The following is a 16,775-nucleotide window of genomic DNA, read 5'->3' as shown; positions in this document are numbered from 1 at the left end:
AATATCACCGCCAGCTACAACAGCGGCACCGGGGTGCTGACGCTGACGTCCAGCGGCGCCACGGCGACCTTGGCGCAATGGCAGGCGGCGCTGCGCGCGGTCACCTACACCGACACCGCGGTGACGCCCAATACCGCCACCCGCACCGTCAGCTTCCAGATCAACGACGGCAGCAAGAACAGCGGCGCGGTGACCCGCGGCGTGACTGTGGCGGCGACGGACCAAACCCCTATCGCCACCGCCAGCGGCGGCAGCGCGGCCTTCACCGCGGGGGACAACACCACGTCCACGCCGGTGGCGGTGGACTCCGGCATCACGGTCAGCGATCTGGACAACACCACGCTGGCCAGCGCCACGGTGGCGATTAGCGGCAACTTCCAGAGCGGCCAGGACGTGCTGGCCTTCAGCAACACCAATAGCGTCACCTTCGGCAACATCAGCGCCAGCTACAACACCGGCACCGGGGTGCTGACGCTGACGTCCAGCGGCGCCACGGCCACGCTGGCGCAATGGCAGGCGGCCTTGCGCGCGGTCACCTACACCGACACCGCGGTGACGCCCAATACCGCCACCCGCACCATCAGTTTCAGCGTCAACGACGGCAGCAAGGACAGCGCGGCGACGACGCGTTCCGTCACTGTGGCGGCCACGGATCAAACGCCTGTCGCCACCACCACCGGCAGCGCCGGGGCCTATGTGGTGGGCGGCGCCGCCACGCCGGTGGACGGCGGCCTGACCGTGTCGGATCTGGACAACACCACCCTGGCCAGCGCCACGGTGGCGATTAGCGGCAACTTCCAAAGCGGCGAGGACGTGCTGGCCTTCACCAACAACGGCAGCACCATGGGCAATATCACGGCCAGTTACAACGCCGGCACCGGGGTGCTGACGCTGACGTCCAGCGGCGCCACGGCCACCTTGGCGCAATGGCAGGCGGCGCTGCGCGCGGTCACTTACATCGACACCGCCGGCTCGCCCAATACCGCCACCCGCACCGTCAGCTTCACCGTCAACGACGGGACCAAGAACAGCGCGGCGGTCACCCGCAACATAGCCTTGCAGCTGATGCCGCCCAGCGTCTCCGGCCTGACCAGCGGCACCGACACCGGCAGCAGCCATAGCGACGGCGTCACCAGCAACGCCACGCCCACGGTGACGGGCACCGGGATCGCCAACAGCCTTGTCATCATCTATGTGGACGGGGTGCCTATCGACAGCACGGTCGCGGACGGCAGCGGGGCCTGGAGTTACAGCTTTGTCTCCAGCCTGAGTTCCGGCGCGCACGCCATCACCGCCGTGGTCAGCAGCGGCGGCGTCAGCAGCGGCCAATCCAGCGCCTTCAACGTGGTGATAGACAATAGCGCGCCCGCGGCGCCGTCCGGCGTGGCTTTGAGCACGGGGACGGACACCGGCAGCAATCACGGCGACGGCATCACCGGCAACAACCGGCCCACGGTCACCGGCACGGCGGAAGCCAATAGCACGGTCACGGTGTACGTGGACGGCACGGCGGTGGGCACGGCGACGGCGGACGGCAGCGGCGCGTGGAGCTACAGCCTTGGCAGCGCCTTGGCGGACGGCAATCACAGCATCCGCACCACCTCCACTGATCTGGCCGGCAACGCCAGCGGCCAATCGACGGCCTACATCATCACGGTGGACACCGTGGCGCCGGACAGCCCGGCCAATACCGGTCTGAGCCTGGCCACCGACAGCGGCTCCAGCCACAGTGACGGCATCACCAACGTCAACCGCCCCAGCGTCACCGGTCTGGCCGAGGCGGGCAGCAAGGTGGCCGTGTTCATCGACGGCGTGCAGGTGGGCACCGCCACCGCCGACGGCGGCGGCGTCTGGCTGTTCAATCTGAGCCAGGCGCTGGCGGACGGCAGCCACAGCGTGCGCGCCACGGCCACCGACGCGGCCGGCAACATCAGCGCGCAGTCGGCCTCGTTCACCGTTGTCGTGGACACCACCGCGCCGGCGCCGCAGTCCTTCACCCGCTTGGACCCGGCCTCCGGCGTCGCCGGCAGCCTGCGTTACGACCTAGTGTTGAACAAACCCATCGTCGGCCTGAGCGCCGGCGATCTGAGCGTGATCACCAGCGGCAGCGCCAGCGCCGGCATCGGCAATATCGTCCGCATCAGCGACAGCCACTACGTGGTGCAATTGACCGGGGTCAGCGGCGTGGGCTCGGTGGCGCTGGCGCTCAAATCCGGCGCGGCGGCGGACCTGGCCGGCAATGTGACCCAGCAGCAAACGGTGGCGCCGGCTTACCAGTTGCGCAGTGCAAGGACAGAGACGCCCCCGCCGATCCAGCCTGTGCCGCCGGCGGACGCGCCGCTGCCGCCCAATGCGGCGCCGGTCATCAATATCGCGCCCATCACGCCCAATATCGTGCTGGCCGCGGTGAGCGGCGCGGGCAACGGCAACGGGCCGGGCGCCGCGCCGACGCCGCAGGGCCCGGCGGGGCCGCAGACGAGCAACCCCATCCAGCTTGCCTTCGGCCAGGACCGCTTCGCGCCGACGCCCAGCGAGCCGTTTGGCCGCGGCAACGCCGGCCTGCCCTTTGTTTCCAATCTGGGCGGCACCTCCGGCGCCCCGTTGCAAGTGATGCCGGATCTGGGCGTGCGGCCGCTGGTGGCCGGACAGGGTTTCAACTTCAGCCTGCCGCCCGGCACCGTGATCACCCGCAATCCGGACGCGGTGCTGAACATCCAGGTGCGGCAGAGCAATGGCCAGCCGCTGCCGGCCTGGCTGAAGTTCGATCCCCAGACCGGTCGTTTCAGCGGCACGCCGCCGGCGGGCTGGAACCGTTCCTTGTCTCTGGAAGTGACGGTCAGCGACCAGAACGGCCACCGCGGCGTCACCCATATGCAGTTGAAAACCGGCGCGGGCGAGCAGGCGGCCGCGGCGACGGAAAAAGCAGCGGCGGCCGGCAAGCCGGCCCTGCACGAGCAGTTCCGCCAGCACGGCAAGCCCGCCTTCGATCAACAGATCGCCGGATGGCTGCAGGCGGAGGACGCGGTTTGACCGCAAGGTCCTAGCCGGCGAGCCACTAAACCAACAAACCGCACAGGGGACGATATGAAGAAAGCAACACAGGGGGGAGGGGCCGGCCGTGGCGTTTATTCAACGCTGGCCGCGCTGACGGCGCTGGCCTTGACCGGCTGCGCGGTCACGCCCGCGCCGATGAGCTTGAGCGACCGCCAGGCCACGCTGGCGGCGGACCGCCAGGCCATGTTCGGCAGCCAGGAGCCCTTGACCGGGCCGGTGACCTTGCAAGAGGCGATGGCGCGCGCGCTGAAGTACAACCTGGATTACCGGGTCAAGCTGATGGAAGAGGCGATGGCGCAGCGCCAACTGGACTTGTCCAGCCTGGACATGCTGCCCAAGCTGGCGCTGGCGGCCGGCTACACCGCCCGCAACAAAGACAACGCGTCCTCGTCCCAGAACGTGGCCACCGGCGAACAATCGTTGGTGCCGTCTATCTCCTCGGAGAAGCGCAGCCATACCGCCGACCTTAATCTGAGCTGGAACGTGCTGGACTTCGGCGTCAGCTATTACACCGCCCAACAGCAGTCCGACCGCATGCTGATCCTGCAACAGCGCAAGCGCAAAGTGGCGCAGCAGCTGATGCAGCAAGTGCGCGAAGCCTGGTGGCAGGCGGTGGGCGCGCAGCAGCTGGAAGGCCGCATCGACGCGCTGCTGGCGGAAACCAACCGCGCGCTGGAAGACGCGCGGCAGGTGGAGAAGCAGAAACTGCGCGCGCCGCTGGAGGCGCTGAACTACCGTCGCCAACTGCTGGACGTGATCCGCCAGATGGGCATGATCCGCAACGCGCTGGCCCAGGCCAAGCCCAAGCTGGCCGCCATCATGAACGTGCCGCCCGGCACCGATTTCAAGGTGGCGGTGCCCGCAGGGCTGCCCACCCCGACGCTGGGCCTGAAGCTGGAGCAGATGGAAGAAATGGCCTTGCTGAACCGGCCGGAGCTGAACGAGGCGCGCTACAACGAACGCATCGGCGTCACCGAAACCCGCAAGGCCATCGCCAAGCTGCTGCCGGGCCTGGAATTCAGCATCGGACAGAACTACGACAGCAATAAATTCCTGGTCAACAACTCCTGGAGCGACGCCGGCCTGCGCATCAGCTGGAACCTGCTCAATCTGTTCAGCGCCGGGCCGATCACCAAGGCCGCCGACGCCCAGCTGCAAGTGGCCAAGACCCAGCGCATGGCGCTGAACATGGCGGTGCTGACCCAGGTGCACGTGGCCTACCTCGATCTCAAAGGCCGCTCGCGCCAGTTCGGGCTGGAACAAGAACTCAACGACGTGGAACAGCGCATCTACGTGCAGAACCGCAACGCCACCGACAGCGGCGTGCAAGGCCGCCTGCCGGCGATCCTGGCCGACGCCAACGCGGTGTTCTCCACGCTGCGGCTGTACCAGAGCTACGGCGATCTGCAAAACGCCTACGGCCAGATGGGTTCCAGCCTGGGGATGGACCCGTTGCCGGAAAGCACCGCCAGCTATGATCTGCCGGCTTTGGCCGCCGCCTTCAAGGGCGCGGAAACGCGTTGGCAGGGGCAGGTGGCGGGGAGCAAGCCATGAAGTTGACGGTTCTGAGGACCGCGGCCTGCCTGCTGGCGGCCGCCTGCGCCCAGGCGGCCACGCCGCCGGCCAAGCCCAAGCCGCCGGCGGCGCCGGTGACCAACGCCAGCGACGGCCGCATCCGCGTGCAGCTGATGGCGCGCAACGCCGTCACCCTGTCCGGCGAAGTGGCGGCCAAGATCGCGGCCTTGCCGGTGCCTGAGGGCGCCAGCTTCAGCAAGGGGCAGGCGCTGGTGCAGTTCGACTGCGGCAGCTATCGCGCCCAGCTGCGCAAATCCCAGGCTTCGCTGGAGGCCGCCAGCCAGCTGCTCAAGGTCAACAACCAATTGGCCAAGCTCAATTCCGCCGGCGCGCTGGACGTGGCCCAGGCCCAGGGCAAGGCCAAGGAAGCGGCCGCCGACGCCAGCTATATGCAGACCATAGTCGGCAAATGCGTGATCAGCGCGCCGTTCAACGGCCGCGTGGCGCGCCGCATCGCCGCCGTCCATCAATACGTCAGCCCCGGCAATCCGGTGCTGGACATCGTCGATTCCGGCTCGCTGGAGCTGCGCATGCTGGTGCCGTCCAAATGGCTGGCCAAACTCAAGCCCGGCAGCAAGTTCACCGTGGCGGTGGACGAACTGGGCGCCAGTTTCCCGGCCAGGATAGAACGCCTGGGCGCGCAGATCGATCCGGTCAGCCAGTCCATCCTCGCGGTGGGCGTCATCGAGGGCAACGGCGCCAGCCTGCTGCCGGGGATGAGCGGCTGGGCCAGCTTCAAGTAGGCCGTGCATGGGGCACGCCGATAGAAGCCGGGAACTGGCCGGCCTGCTGCAGCTGCTGCATCGCGGACGCGACGCGGTCAGCGCCGAGCAGCTGGGTTTCATCATCGTCAACGAAAGCCAGCAACTGCTGCCCTACCGCCAGTCGGCGGTCTGGCGCGAGGGCCTGCATCGCCACGTGACGGCGCTGTCCGGCCTGGCCGAGCTGGACCCCACCGCGCCCTATATGCAGTGGCTGTCCCGCCTGTTCCGCCATCTGGCGGAGTCCGGCGGGCCGGAAGTCGGGCAGGACAGCCGCTTGCTCGAGGCCGGCGACCTGCCCGCGGCGCTGGCCGAGGACTGGTCGTCCTGGCTGCCGGCCCACGCGCTGTGGCTGCGCCTGGGCGAGCAGGGCGCCTGGCTGCTGGCGCGGGAACTGCCGTGGAGCGATTACGAGCGCAAGCTGGCGGAAGAGCTGGCCCACGGTTACGGCCACGCGCTGCTGCGCTTCGCGCCCCGGCGCAACTGGCGGGAACTGGCGGGGCAATGGCTGCGGCCCGGCCGCAAGCAGCGGCGGCTGCTCATCGCCGCGCTGTTGCTGGCCTGCATGCCGATACGCCTCAGCGTGCTGGCGCGCGGCGAAGTGGCGCCGCAAAATCCGGTGCTGCTGCGCGCGCCGCTCAGCGGGGTGATAGACCGCATCCAGGTGCAGCCCAATCAGCGCGTCAAGGCCGGCGATCCCTTGTTCGATCTGGACGCCACCTCGCTGGCCGGCCAGTTCGCCATGGCCGCGCGCGAGCGCGACGCCGCGCAGGAAAGCTTCCGCGCCAGCGCCCAGCTGGCAGTCACCGACGACAAGGGCAAGCTGGCCATGGCGCAGGACCGCGCCAAGCTGGAAGAGAAAAGCATCGCGGCCGAGTACACCGGACTGGAGCTGCAAAGGCTGCACGTCACCGCGCCCAGCGCCGGCGTGGTAGTGTTTTCCGACCGCAACGACTGGCAGGGCAAGGCGGTGACGGTGGGTGAGAAAGTGATGACGCTGGCCGACCCCGCCCACGTGGAACTGGCCGCCTGGCTGCCGGCGGCGGAAGCCATAGACGTGGCGCCCGGCGGCAAGATCACCCTTTATCCCAACGCTTCGCCCACCGAGTCCTACGACGCGGAAATCCTCCGCGTCGCCTACAAGGCGGAAGCGGTGGAGGGCGGCCTGCTCGCCTATCGGCTGCAAGCCCGCTTCGTCGGCGGCGATAAGCCGCGGCTGGGGCAGATGGGCACCGCCCGCGTCTACGGCGACTGGGTGCCGCTGATCTACTACGCGCTGCGCCGGCCGCTGACCGCCGCGCGGCAATGGCTGGGGTGGTGAGCATGAGATCCCCCGCCTTGCCCGCGCTGCGTCAGGAACTGACGCTGCATCCCGGCCCGGCGCTGGCCGACGGCGCGCCCAGCTGGACCCTGCACGACCCCTGCGCCTACCGCTTCTATCAACTGGGCTGGGCCAGTTTCGAAATCCTGTCGCGCTGGCCGCTGGGCACGGCCGAAGCGGTGCTGCAAGCCGTCAACGCCGAAACCACGCTGCAGTTGGGCGCCGAGGATATCGAGGCCGTGCTGCTCTTCCTGTCCCGCCATCAACTGCTGCAGGCCGCCAGCGCCGAGCAGAACGGCTGGCTGTGGCAGCTGCGCGAGGCCAACCGGCCCAGCCGCGCGATGTGGCTGTTGAAAAACTATCTGTTTTTCCGGGTGCCGCTGCTGCGGCCGGAAGCCCTGCTCAATCGCCTGCTGCCGTGGACCGGCTGGCTGTTCCATCCGCGCTTCTGGCTGGCGATGGGCGCGGTGCTGCTGCTGGCGCTGGCGCTGGTGTCGCGGCGCTGGGACGAGTTCACCCACACCTTCTCCGCTTACGGCGGCGTCAGCGCCGCCATCGGCATCGGCCTGTCGCTGAGTCTGGCCAAAATCCTGCACGAGATGGGCCATGCGCTGACCGCGCGCCATTTCGGTTGCCGGGTGCCGGCGATGGGGGTGGCCTTTCTGGTGATGATGCCGGTGCTCTACACCGACACCAACGACGCCTGGAAGCTGGATTCGCGCCGCCAGCGGCTGCTGATCGGCGGTGCCGGCATGCTGGCGGAACTGGTGCTGGCCGCCTGGGCCACCTTGTTGTGGAGTTTTTTGCCGGACGGGCCGCTGCGCGCCGGGGTTTTTCTGCTGGCCACCACCACCTGGCTGGCGACGCTGGCGATCAATGCCAGCCCCTTCATGCGCTTTGACGGCTATTTCCTGCTGGCGGACTACCTGGGCCTGCCCAATCTGCACAATCGCGTCTTCGCGCTGGCGCGCTGGCGGCTGCGCAAAACGCTGCTGGGCCTGGACGATCCGGTGCCGGAACATTTCCCGGACGCGCGGCGGCGCGGGCTGATCCTGTTCGCCTGGGCCACCTGGCTGTATCGGCTGGTGCTGTTTCTCTCCATCGCCTTCCTGGTCTACCACCTGTTCTTCAAGGCCCTGGGCATTCTATTGCTGGCGGTGGAGCTGGGCTGGTTCATCGCCCGCCCCGTGGTCGGCGAACTGATGGTGTGGTGGCAGCGCCGCGCGGATCTGCGCTGGGGCCGCGAAACCCGCCGCAGCGCCGCGGCGCTGCTGATCCTGAGTTTGGCGCTGATTCTGCCGTGGCAGCGCGAAGTGGCCAGCCCGGCGGTGTTGGGCGCTTTGCAGTCGCAGGGCTTGTACGCGCCGGCGACGGGCGAGGTGGCGGAAGTCCTGGTGCGCGACGGCCAGCTGGTCAAGGCGGGGCAGATCATGGCCAGGCTCAGCTCGCCGATGCTGGAGGCGCAGCTGGCGCTGGCGGACGCCCGCGAGCGCGACCTGGCCTGGCAGACCGCGCAGCAACCGTTCGATCTGGAGCTGCAACAGCGCGGACCGGCCTTGCGCAAGCAATGGCAGGTGGCGCAGGAACAGGTGGCCGCCTTGCGTCAGCAGATGGCCAGGCTCACGCTCGCCGCGCCGTTCGCCGGCCGCGTGGTGGACCTCAGCGACGCGCTGCGCGCCGGCACCGCGCTGGCCGAGGGCGAGCATCTGCTGGACGTGGTGGGGCCGGACGGGGTCAAGGGCGAAGCCTTTGTCGACGAGGCCGCGCTGAGCGGACTCAAGCCCGGCCATGTCGCCCGCTTCGTCGCCGACGGCGGGGAGTTCTGGAGCGTGGAATGCCGGCTGGGCCAGATCGACCGGCTTAATCTGCCGCTGCTGGATCAGGCCTTGTTGGCCTCCACCTACGGCGGCCCCATTCCCACCGAACAGCGCGACCGCGGCCTGGTGCCCTTGGCCGCCACTTTCCGCGTGCGGCTGGAGCGTTGCGAGCGAGGCGCGGCGCCGCTGCGGGAGCTGGCCGGCGTGGCGCGCTTGCGGGGGGAGCGCTACAGCTTGCTGGAACGCGGGTGGCGTCAGTTGTTGGCGGTGTTCCGTCGAGAGGCCGGATTGTAGACGCTGTTCGCGATCCGCTGGGGGCGGATAGCAAGCGGTCTGGAGACGCCTGGAAAGCTCATGCCTTCGGCGTAGACTGAACAGGCCTTAAGACCGGGTTTCGCCTGATTCGCAAGACCTTGCGCGCGCATGCGCGTAGAACGAAACGGGCGCGCCGCCGGCGCGCCCCATAACAGGTTTTGGAAAGGAGCCGTTCGCCATGTCCTCATTCTTGAACACGTCCTCGCTGGCCGAAGGCCTGCATCTACGCCCGGCGCGACATCACGACGAGGCCTTCATTGCCGGCCTCTACCGCAGCGCCCGCCCGGACCTGCAATTGATAGACGGCGAGGAGGAACTGATCCGCACCGTGCAGGAGCAGCAATACCAGGTGCTGCAACGCGGCGCAGGCGACAACTACCCGGACGCGATGCACTTCGTCATCGAGAAAACCGGGGCCAACGTCGGCGTGGTGATGGTGGACTTCGGCCATAACGAGGTGCGCATCATCTTTCTGGCCATGGTGCCGGAAGCGCGCGGCCTGGGTTACGGCAAGGAGGTGCTGATGGGCTTGCAGCAGGCGGCCTGGCAAGTGCGCGCGCCGCTGGCGGTGGTGGTGTGGCACAGCAATGTGCAGGCGCGCCGGCTTTATCACCAATTGGGATTTGTGCTGGAAGAGGCCGGCGACATGGCGGACAAGCTGGTGTGGCGGCCTGAGCGCCATTCGCCGCAGGGCGAGGCGCGGGCGGGTTTGTAATATTTCGCCGGGCGCGCCGCCCGGCCGGAGTCTTCGTCCTTTTTATCCGTCCGCCGGCCGCCCACGGGCTGTCGGCGGGCCGGCTCAATTGAACGGCAGCTGGAAGTAGGCCAGCGCCGGATCGCGTCCGGCGGGAATCACCCGCCCTATCCACACCAGATCCAGCCGGATGGCGTCGCTGTGCTCGGTGGCGGGCAGTTCCAGCTGACCCACCGCGTCCGCCAGCTCGGTGGCGCCCTCGGCGGCCAATTCCACCACGAAGGGGGTGCGCCGCGCGGTCTGATGCGGCGATTGCGCCTGCGGCCGCAGCTTGACGGCCTGCACTTGCAGCGCGATATCGGGATGTTGCGGGTTGCGGAAGATGCAGTGCTTGCCGAGCAGATGCATGAAGTCTTCGGCTTGAACGGTGGCGAGCATGGCGATGTCCCCTGAAGGCAACGGCCGCCGCCCCTGCGGCGGAGAGGCGGCCGGAAGCGGCGGTAGGCCGCGTATTGTGATTATGGACGAACCGGATACAGACCGTTGATAGCGATACAGAAATTCAGCGCCAGGAAGGGGTTGAGCACGCTGACCGGAGCGTTGCCGCCGGTCAGATCGGTATTGCCGGTGGCGGACAGGCCTTGCACCGACACGGGGTTGTTCAGCGCGGTGGACCAGATGGTGGCGAGGCCGGTGCCAGCGCCGGAAGCGCCCAGATAGGGGTTGCTGGAGCTGGGCGCGCTGGCCGGGGTGGCCGGCGTCGGCGTGCCGGCGGCGTGGAAGGTCACCGCCATGGAAGTGGCGGTATGGGAGTGCGCCGGCAGGTTGGCCACGCTGAGCGCCACGTTCTGGGTGCCGCCGAACTGTCCGGGGTTGTAGGCCGGCAGATTATAGGCGGGCTGCGCGGGGCCGGTGCCGATGGCCATGCGGCCGGTCAGGTTGGGCAGCTTGAAGTTTTGAGACGCGGTGCCGCCGTAGAGCGTGCCCAGCAGCGAGTACAAGGCTTCGTACTGCGATACCTGATAGGTCTGGCCCTGGCACAGCGCCCAGTCTTGCGGCGCGTAATTGAAGCCGTAGACCGTGATGGTGCCCATGTATGCGTCCATGTATTCCTCCTGCGAGTGAACCGTCTGGCGGCTGCCAGATGGAAAGTCATGTGAAAGAGAGGCAGGCTGCCGCGCTTGGGCGCCGCCTGGACCTGGCGAGGCGTCGCGGCGGCCGGGGGTTTCGAAAGCGCTTGTCCTAGGTGTAGTCCAGCGCTTCGTTAATGCAATACGCATTTGTACTTGTTATTTTTTACCATTTCATCTGCTATGGGTGCGTTCAGAGATCATAAAAAATACGATCGGCATGGTCTATTCGCTGCGCTTTAGTGAATGTATTTAATAGATTGCGGTGCCGCGGCATCGCCGCCTAAGATGCCGGCATGCCTGTCTTGATCGCTGTGTTGTGCGGCATCGCCGCGTGCGCCGTCTTGCCGGCCTTGCCCGCCGCGACGGCTTGCCTGGGCCTGGCGGCGGGCGCGGCGGCGCTGGCCGCCTGTCTGCCGTCGCGCGCTCGGCCTTGGGCGGCCCTGGCGCCGGCTTTTCTGCTGGGGCTGGGCTACGCCGCCTGGCGCGCCGACAGCCGAATGGCGCAGCAATTGCCGGCCGATTGGCAGCAACGGCCCATCGTCTTCGTCGGCGAGGTGCGGGGCCTGCCGCAGCCCGGCGAGTACGGGACGCGCCTGACCATGGAGGTGGAGCGCACGCTGACGCCGGGCGTGGACTTGCCGCAAACGGTGAGGCTGACGGATTTTCGCCGGCGGGAGTGGCCGACGGGCAGCCGCTGGCGGGCCGAGGCCCGTTTCAAGCGCAGCCGCGGGCCGGCCAATCCCTTCGGTTTCGACGTCGAGCAATGGCAATGGTCGGAAGGCGTGCTGGCCAGTGGCTCGCTGGGCGCGGGCGAGCGTCGCTTGGAGGACGGGCGCGCGCCGCTGGCCTGGGTGGACCGCGCGCGCGCCGCCCTGGTGGCGCGCATCGAGCGGGTGCTGGGCGAGTCGCGCGAAGCGGCGCTGATCGCCGCGTTGACGGTGGGCGCGCAGCAAGGCGTGGCGCGGGAGGATTGGCGGCTGTTCGCCGCCACCGGCCTGACGCATCTGATCTCGATCTCCGGCCTGCACATCACCATGCTGGCGGGCCTGGCCGCGGCGGCGCTGGCCTGGCTGGCGCGCAGGCTGCCGGCCTTCGGTCTTCCGCCGCGTTTGCTGATCGCCGGCGGGGCTTTTTTGACGGCGGCGGCCTATGCCTTGCTCGCCGGTTTTTCGGTGCCGACCCAACGCACCTTGTTCATGCTGGGCGTGGGGCTGGCCGCCTTATGCCTGCGGCGCGGCCTGTCGCCTTTCCGCATTTGGTGGCTGGCCCTGGCGGTGGTGTTGCTGATCGATCCTTTCTGCGTGCTGGCGCCCGGGGTCTGGCTGTCCTTCGGCCTGGTGGCGGCCTTGATGGCCAGCGCCATCGCCAGACGCCGCGCGCCGGGCAAGTGGCGGGCCGCCTTGGCCGGGCAGTGGGCGGCGGGCGTGTGCACGCTGGCGCCGCTGGTCTGGTGGTTCGGCGGCATTCCGCTGGTGTCGCCGCTGGCCAACGCGCTGGGTATTCCCTATGTGTCGCTGCTGCTGACGCCGCTGGCCCTGGCCGCCGTCTTGCTGCCGCTGGAGTGGCCGCTGCATGGGGCGGCCTGGCTGGCGCGCGGCTTTTACTGGGGCGTGGAGAGGCTGGCGCAAGCGCCGGTCCTGCCCTTGGCCGGAACGCCCTTGCCGTTGTTCTTGCTGGCCTTGCTGGGCTCGGCGTGGCTGATCGCGCCGCGCGGCGTGCCCGGCCGGGGACTGGCGGCCTTGATGCTGCTGCCGATGTTGCTCTACCGGCCCCCGCCGCCGGCTGAGGGCGCGTTCCGCGCCACCATGCTGGACGTGGGTCAGGGTCTATCGGTGCTGGTGCAGACCCGGAGTCGCGCCCTGTTGTTCGACACCGGCCCAGGCGGGGCCGAGAGAGTGGTGTTGCCGCAGCTGCGCGGCCTGGGGGTGAGGAGGCTGGACGGCCTGATGCTGTCGCATCGCCACAGCGATCACGACGGCGCGGCGGCGGAGCTGGCCGCCGCCATGCCGCCGGGCCGGGTATGGGCGGGGCAGCCGGAATCCTTGTCCGAGTTGGGCTTGAGCGGCGAAGGCTGTCGTCCGGGACAGAGCTGGGCGTGGGACGGGGTGCGTTTTGACGTGCTGGGGCCGTCGGAAAGCGTTCCGGCCAAGGACGCCAATGCGCGCAGCTGCATCTTGCGGGTGGCGGGCGCGAGCCATGCGCTGCTCTTGAGCGGCGATGCGCCTGAGGCGGCGGAGCGGGCGCTGGCGGGCCGGCCGGACCTGCGCTTGCGCAGCACGGTGCTGGCCGCCGGCCATCATGGCAGCCGCACCGCCACCGGGGCGGCCTGGCTGGCGGCGGCGCGGCCGGAGGTGGTGTTGATCAGCGCCGGCTATCTGAACCGCTATCGCCATCCGCATCCGTCCGTGCTGAGGCGGGCGGAGGAGGCCGGCGCCGCTGTGCTGCGCACGGATCTGGACGGCGCCTTGACGTTGGAGTTCGGCGAAGGGGTGGAGTGGAGCTGTTGGCGCGACAGTCAGCGCCGTTACTGGCGCGAGCGCGGCGATTGCGGCGAGCCGCCGTGAGCCCGGGCGGGCCGGCTCGGGCGCGAACGCCGCGGCCGCTCCGCCTCAGCGCGGCCTTGAACCGCGTCTTATTCTCCGCTGTTGACGTGGGCGACCACGATATTGCCCCGGCCCTGGTAGTGCAGGCCGTCGAAGGACAGCTTGCGCGCGATCAGGATGCCGCGCCCATGACTGGACATCAGCGAGGCGGGCTCGGCGTTTTGGTAGTGCTCCCAGTCGAAGCCCGCGCCCATATCGCTGATGGTGAAGCGCATCTGTTCCGGTTCGCGGCTGAAGTCCACACTGATCTGGCGCTGTCCCAGCACCGGGTCCTGCATGCGGCGGGCCAGCTCGGCCTCCCACTGGCCTTCGGCCATATAGTGGCTTTTCTCGTCGAAGCTGATGTCCAGATTGCCGTGCTCGATGGCGTTGACCAGCAGCTCGAACAGGCCGGTGGCCACCCGCTCCGGATGGGCGCAGGTTTTGGCCAGCAGGGCGGTGACGGTCTGGGCTTCCTTGTGGCTGCGGCAGCTGAAGGTGGCCTTGTTCAGGTGGCGCAGGGCGTCGACGTGAAGATTGGCCAGTTCGCGGAAGTGGGCGTAGCGGTCCCAGTGGCCTATCGCCGCCTCGACGATGGCCAGCAGCATGTCGCGGGAAAACGGCTTGGTCAGATAGTAGAAGGCGCCGGCCGCCAGCCCTTCCTGCACGCTGGAGGCCGCGCCCATGGCGGTTTGCATGATGACCGGCAAAAACTCCAGCCGCGGCTCGCTCTTGATGCGCTTGAGCACGTCGAAGCCGCTGATGCCGGGCATCATCTTGTCCAGCAGCACGGTGGAGAAGGTTTCGCCTTCTCGTTGCAGGATGTCCAGCGCGGTCTCTCCGTCCTCGGCCTGGACCACTTCGTGGCCGGCGTCCTGCAGCAGCTCGGCCATCAGCTCCAGATTGAAGGGTTCGTCGTCAACGAGCAGTAGTTTGTGGGGCATGGTTGGGGTCCTCCGTGGCGCCGGCCTGCCCGGTGCGCGGAATGATGAAGGTGAACAGCGCGCCGCGTGTCGGCAAATTGCTGGCGAAGATGCGGCCATGGTGGGCGGAGATGATCTCGCGGCAAATGGCCAGCCCCAGGCCGGTGCCGCCTGCGCCGGTCTTGGTGCTGCTGCTCTGGATGAATTTGTCGAAAATGCTTTCCAGTTCGGACTCCGGCACGCCGGGGCCGGTGTCTTCCACGGTGACGAGGATGTTCTCGCCGTCGGCGTCCTGGCGCAGGCCGGCGTTGACGTAGATCTCGCCGCCGTGCGGGCTGAACTTGATGGCGTTGGACAGCAGGTTGCGCATCACTTGGCCGATGCGGAAGGGGTCGATGTCGGCGTGCAGTTGCTCCGACGAGCAGTTCAGATAGATGCGGATGTCGTTGAGCGCGGCCAGCGGCGTCATTTCGTCGCAGATGTCGTGCAGGCATTGGCACAGATTGTTGCGGCTTATGGTGTATTCCATGCGCCCCACTTCCATCTTGGCCAGGTCGAGCAAATCGTTGAGCAGGGTCAGCAGCCGGTTGCCGCTGCTCTGGATGCGGCTGAAGTATTGCGCCATCTTGTCGTCGTGCTGCCCGCGCGAGCGGGCCTGGCCCATTTCGGTGAAGCCCAGGATGGCGTGCAGCGGCGTGCGCAGCTCGTGGGACATATTGGCCAGGAACTCCGTCTTGGCGCGGCTGTTTTCCTCGGCCAGCACCTTGGCGTGGCGCAGGGTTTCCTCCAGCGCGCGCTGGGCGGAAAAGTCCTGATACAGCCAGATGGTGCCGAGCTTGGGCACCGAGGGGTTGATGGCCTTGCCGTACAGCCGGCACCAGAACAGCTTGCCGGTGCCGGTGCGCAGCCTTTGCTCGGTTTGCACCACCTTGCCGTCGTTGAGCAGGCTGTACAGCGCCTTGCCGGTGCGCTCCCATTGCTCAGGCGATTCAAAGAAGGGCAGGGTGCTGTGGCCGAGGACGACTTCCTCGCGCTGCTCGAACAGATCGAGAAAGGCGCGGTTCACCTGGAGCAGATTGCGGTCCACGATGTAGGCCATCGCCATCGGGCTGGCGTCCAGCAGCGCGGACAACTGGCGGCTTTGCACTTCCACCTGCTCGGCCAGGCTGTTTTTCAGTTCGATCAGCGCCGCTTCCTGCTCCTTGCGGATGGAGATGTCGCGGCACACCACCACGTAGAACCAGTCGTCCGGCAAGGTGACCCGGCTGAGCGACAGCTCCACCGGCAGCATATGCTCGTCGCTGCGGCGCAAGCTGGCCTCGAACGGCCGGCCCTCGTGCTCCTGGGCGATGTGTTCGAAGCTGCGCGCCGGATTGCGGTCGTACAGCTCGTCCAGCAGCTTGCCTATCGGCAGTTGCCGCACCATGTCCGCCGACTGGCCGATCAGCCGCACCGCCGCCGGGTTGATCTGCAAGACCAGGCCCTGGTGGTCGATCAGGATGATGGCGTCGGAACTGGCTTGCAGAATGGCGCGCTGGCGCGCCTCGCTCTGCGCCAGCGCCTGCTCGGACATCACTCTGTCGTTGATCTGCTCGCGCAGCGTGCGCGTGTTCATTTCCAATTGCTGCTGGCTGCGCTTGAGCTGATCCTGCATCCGGCGCCGGGATTGGGCCTGCTGTTGCTGGAACCAGAACATCGCCAGCAAAAAACCGGCCGTGGTGGCCAGGATCGCCCAGTGGGTCAGCCGCATGCCGGGATTGGCCACGCCTTGCGGATAGGCGCCGAACAAGATCTCGTTGCCGCCCAGATTGTGGCGAATGGTGTACAAAGGCGGCGTGGACGGCAGCGGCCGGGTGGGCTGGGAGTCCAGCAGCGGCGCGTCGGGTTGTTCCTGGGTCCAGGCGACGATGCGGACATGGCGCAGCGGGCTGGCGGTGCCGGGCTCGCGCTGGCTGTCCTGGATCAGCTTGTCCTTGCGCAGATTGAGCAGCAGCAGGGTGTTGTCGTCGTTCAGCCGCACGACGATGTCCAGACGGCTGCCGTTGCTGCCGGGCAGCGTGGTCGGCATCAGCACCGGCTGGGTGCTGTGGCGCGCCAGGTCCATCTTGCGGCGGGCGTTGCCTACGCCCCCCAGGTCCAGACCTTGCGGCAAGGCGTTGCTGTCGTCCGGCAGGTAGCCGGACACCGGATAGTACAGCGGGCGGCGCGGGCTGGGCGCCAGATGGCGGTCCTGCAATACGCGTATGCTGTTGGCGATGCGGCTCTCGAACGCCTCGCGCTGTTCCGGGCGCACGTATTCGATGATGCCCAGACCGCCGAACGGCGTATCGTCGCGTATGGTGCTGCGCGCGAGCACGGCCAGCGAACGCGGCTGAGGGCTGTTGGCCAGACTCTGCGCCAGTACGGCGGAGTGATCCAGCATCGCCTGCATCCGCACCCGCAGCAACTCGGCGCTCAATTCGCCCCAGTAATGCTGGCGGTCGATGAGCTCGGCGCGTTCATCGTTGATCATCAGCCAGTATTCGGCGGACAGCAGGCCGACGCTCAGCAGGCCGCTGACCAGCAGCGAGCTCAGGCGATTCAAGGGGAGCCGCCTCCGC

Annotated in this window: 12 protein-coding genes (1 of these 12 only partly in view); 8 read left to right on the top strand and 4 right to left on the bottom strand. The window is 68.1% G+C overall.

Annotated elements, in window-relative coordinates; all coding sequences use genetic code 11:
• The 7 genes from DB032_RS24470 to DB032_RS20950 all read left to right on the top strand — a co-directional run.
• Nucleotides 1–40: the end of a DUF4347 domain-containing protein gene (locus DB032_RS24470; RefSeq protein WP_199226055.1), read on the top strand. It extends 3,263 nt beyond the left edge of the window; the window shows 40 of its 3,303 coding nt (coding positions 3,264–3,303); the start codon falls outside the window, past its left edge; it ends in the stop codon at nt 38–40.
• A complete protein-coding gene (locus tag DB032_RS24465) occupies nt 34–3,030 on the top strand; it encodes an Ig-like domain-containing protein (RefSeq protein WP_233246756.1) in 2,997 nt (998 codons plus the stop codon). Before DB032_RS24470 ends, DB032_RS24465 begins: the two co-directional genes overlap by 7 nt.
• Before the next feature lie 54 nt (nt 3,031–3,084).
• Complete coding sequence (locus tag DB032_RS20970) at nt 3,085–4,608, top strand: TolC family protein (protein WP_107801166.1); 1,524 nt, start codon at nt 3,085–3,087, stop codon at nt 4,606–4,608.
• Entirely contained in the window at nt 4,605–5,372 is a 768-nt protein-coding gene (locus DB032_RS20965) for an efflux RND transporter periplasmic adaptor subunit (RefSeq protein WP_107801165.1), read from the top strand. The genes DB032_RS20970 and DB032_RS20965 overlap by 4 nt, the downstream gene beginning before the upstream one ends.
• Before the next feature lie 7 nt (nt 5,373–5,379).
• Nucleotides 5,380–6,711, top strand: a complete 1,332-nt coding sequence (locus tag DB032_RS20960; RefSeq protein ID WP_107801164.1) for an efflux RND transporter periplasmic adaptor subunit — start codon at nt 5,380–5,382, stop codon at nt 6,709–6,711.
• A gap of 2 nt (nt 6,712–6,713) precedes the next feature.
• Entirely contained in the window at nt 6,714–8,822 is a 2,109-nt protein-coding gene (locus DB032_RS20955; RefSeq protein ID WP_107801163.1) for an HlyD family efflux transporter periplasmic adaptor subunit, read from the top strand.
• A 199-nt stretch (nt 8,823–9,021) separates the two neighbouring features.
• Entirely contained in the window at nt 9,022–9,558 is a 537-nt protein-coding gene (locus tag DB032_RS20950) for a GNAT family N-acetyltransferase (RefSeq protein WP_107801162.1), read from the top strand.
• 84 nt (nt 9,559–9,642) lie between these two features.
• Here the strand turns inward: DB032_RS20950 and DB032_RS20945 are convergent, their stop codons facing one another.
• Entirely contained in the window at nt 9,643–9,975 is a 333-nt protein-coding gene (locus DB032_RS20945) for a hypothetical protein (protein WP_107801161.1), read from the bottom strand.
• 80 nt (nt 9,976–10,055) lie between these two features.
• Complete coding sequence (locus tag DB032_RS20940) at nt 10,056–10,643, bottom strand: phage tail protein (RefSeq protein ID WP_048415544.1); 588 nt, start codon at nt 10,641–10,643, stop codon at nt 10,056–10,058.
• A 320-nt stretch (nt 10,644–10,963) separates the two neighbouring features.
• On the opposite strand from DB032_RS20940, the gene DB032_RS20935 reads away from it, so the two are divergent.
• A complete protein-coding gene (locus DB032_RS20935) occupies nt 10,964–13,234 on the top strand; it encodes a DNA internalization-related competence protein ComEC/Rec2 (protein ID WP_107801160.1) in 2,271 nt (756 codons plus the stop codon).
• Nucleotides 13,235–13,302: 68 nt separating this feature from the next.
• Here DB032_RS20935 and DB032_RS20930 read toward each other — a convergent pair whose 3' ends face one another.
• Nucleotides 13,303–14,196, bottom strand: coding sequence for a response regulator (locus DB032_RS20930; RefSeq protein WP_107801159.1), 894 nt, complete (start codon nt 14,194–14,196; stop codon nt 13,303–13,305).
• Entirely contained in the window at nt 14,171–16,759 is a 2,589-nt protein-coding gene (locus DB032_RS20925) for an ATP-binding protein (RefSeq protein WP_107801158.1), read from the bottom strand. Before DB032_RS20925 ends, DB032_RS20930 begins: the two co-directional genes overlap by 26 nt.
• Nucleotides 16,760–16,775 lie beyond the last annotated feature (16 nt).

Source organism: Chromobacterium sp. Panama, assembly GCF_003052555.1.
Classification (GTDB): Bacteria; Pseudomonadota; Gammaproteobacteria; order Burkholderiales; family Chromobacteriaceae; genus Chromobacterium.
This window is presented reverse-complemented; position numbering and strand designations above follow the sequence as displayed.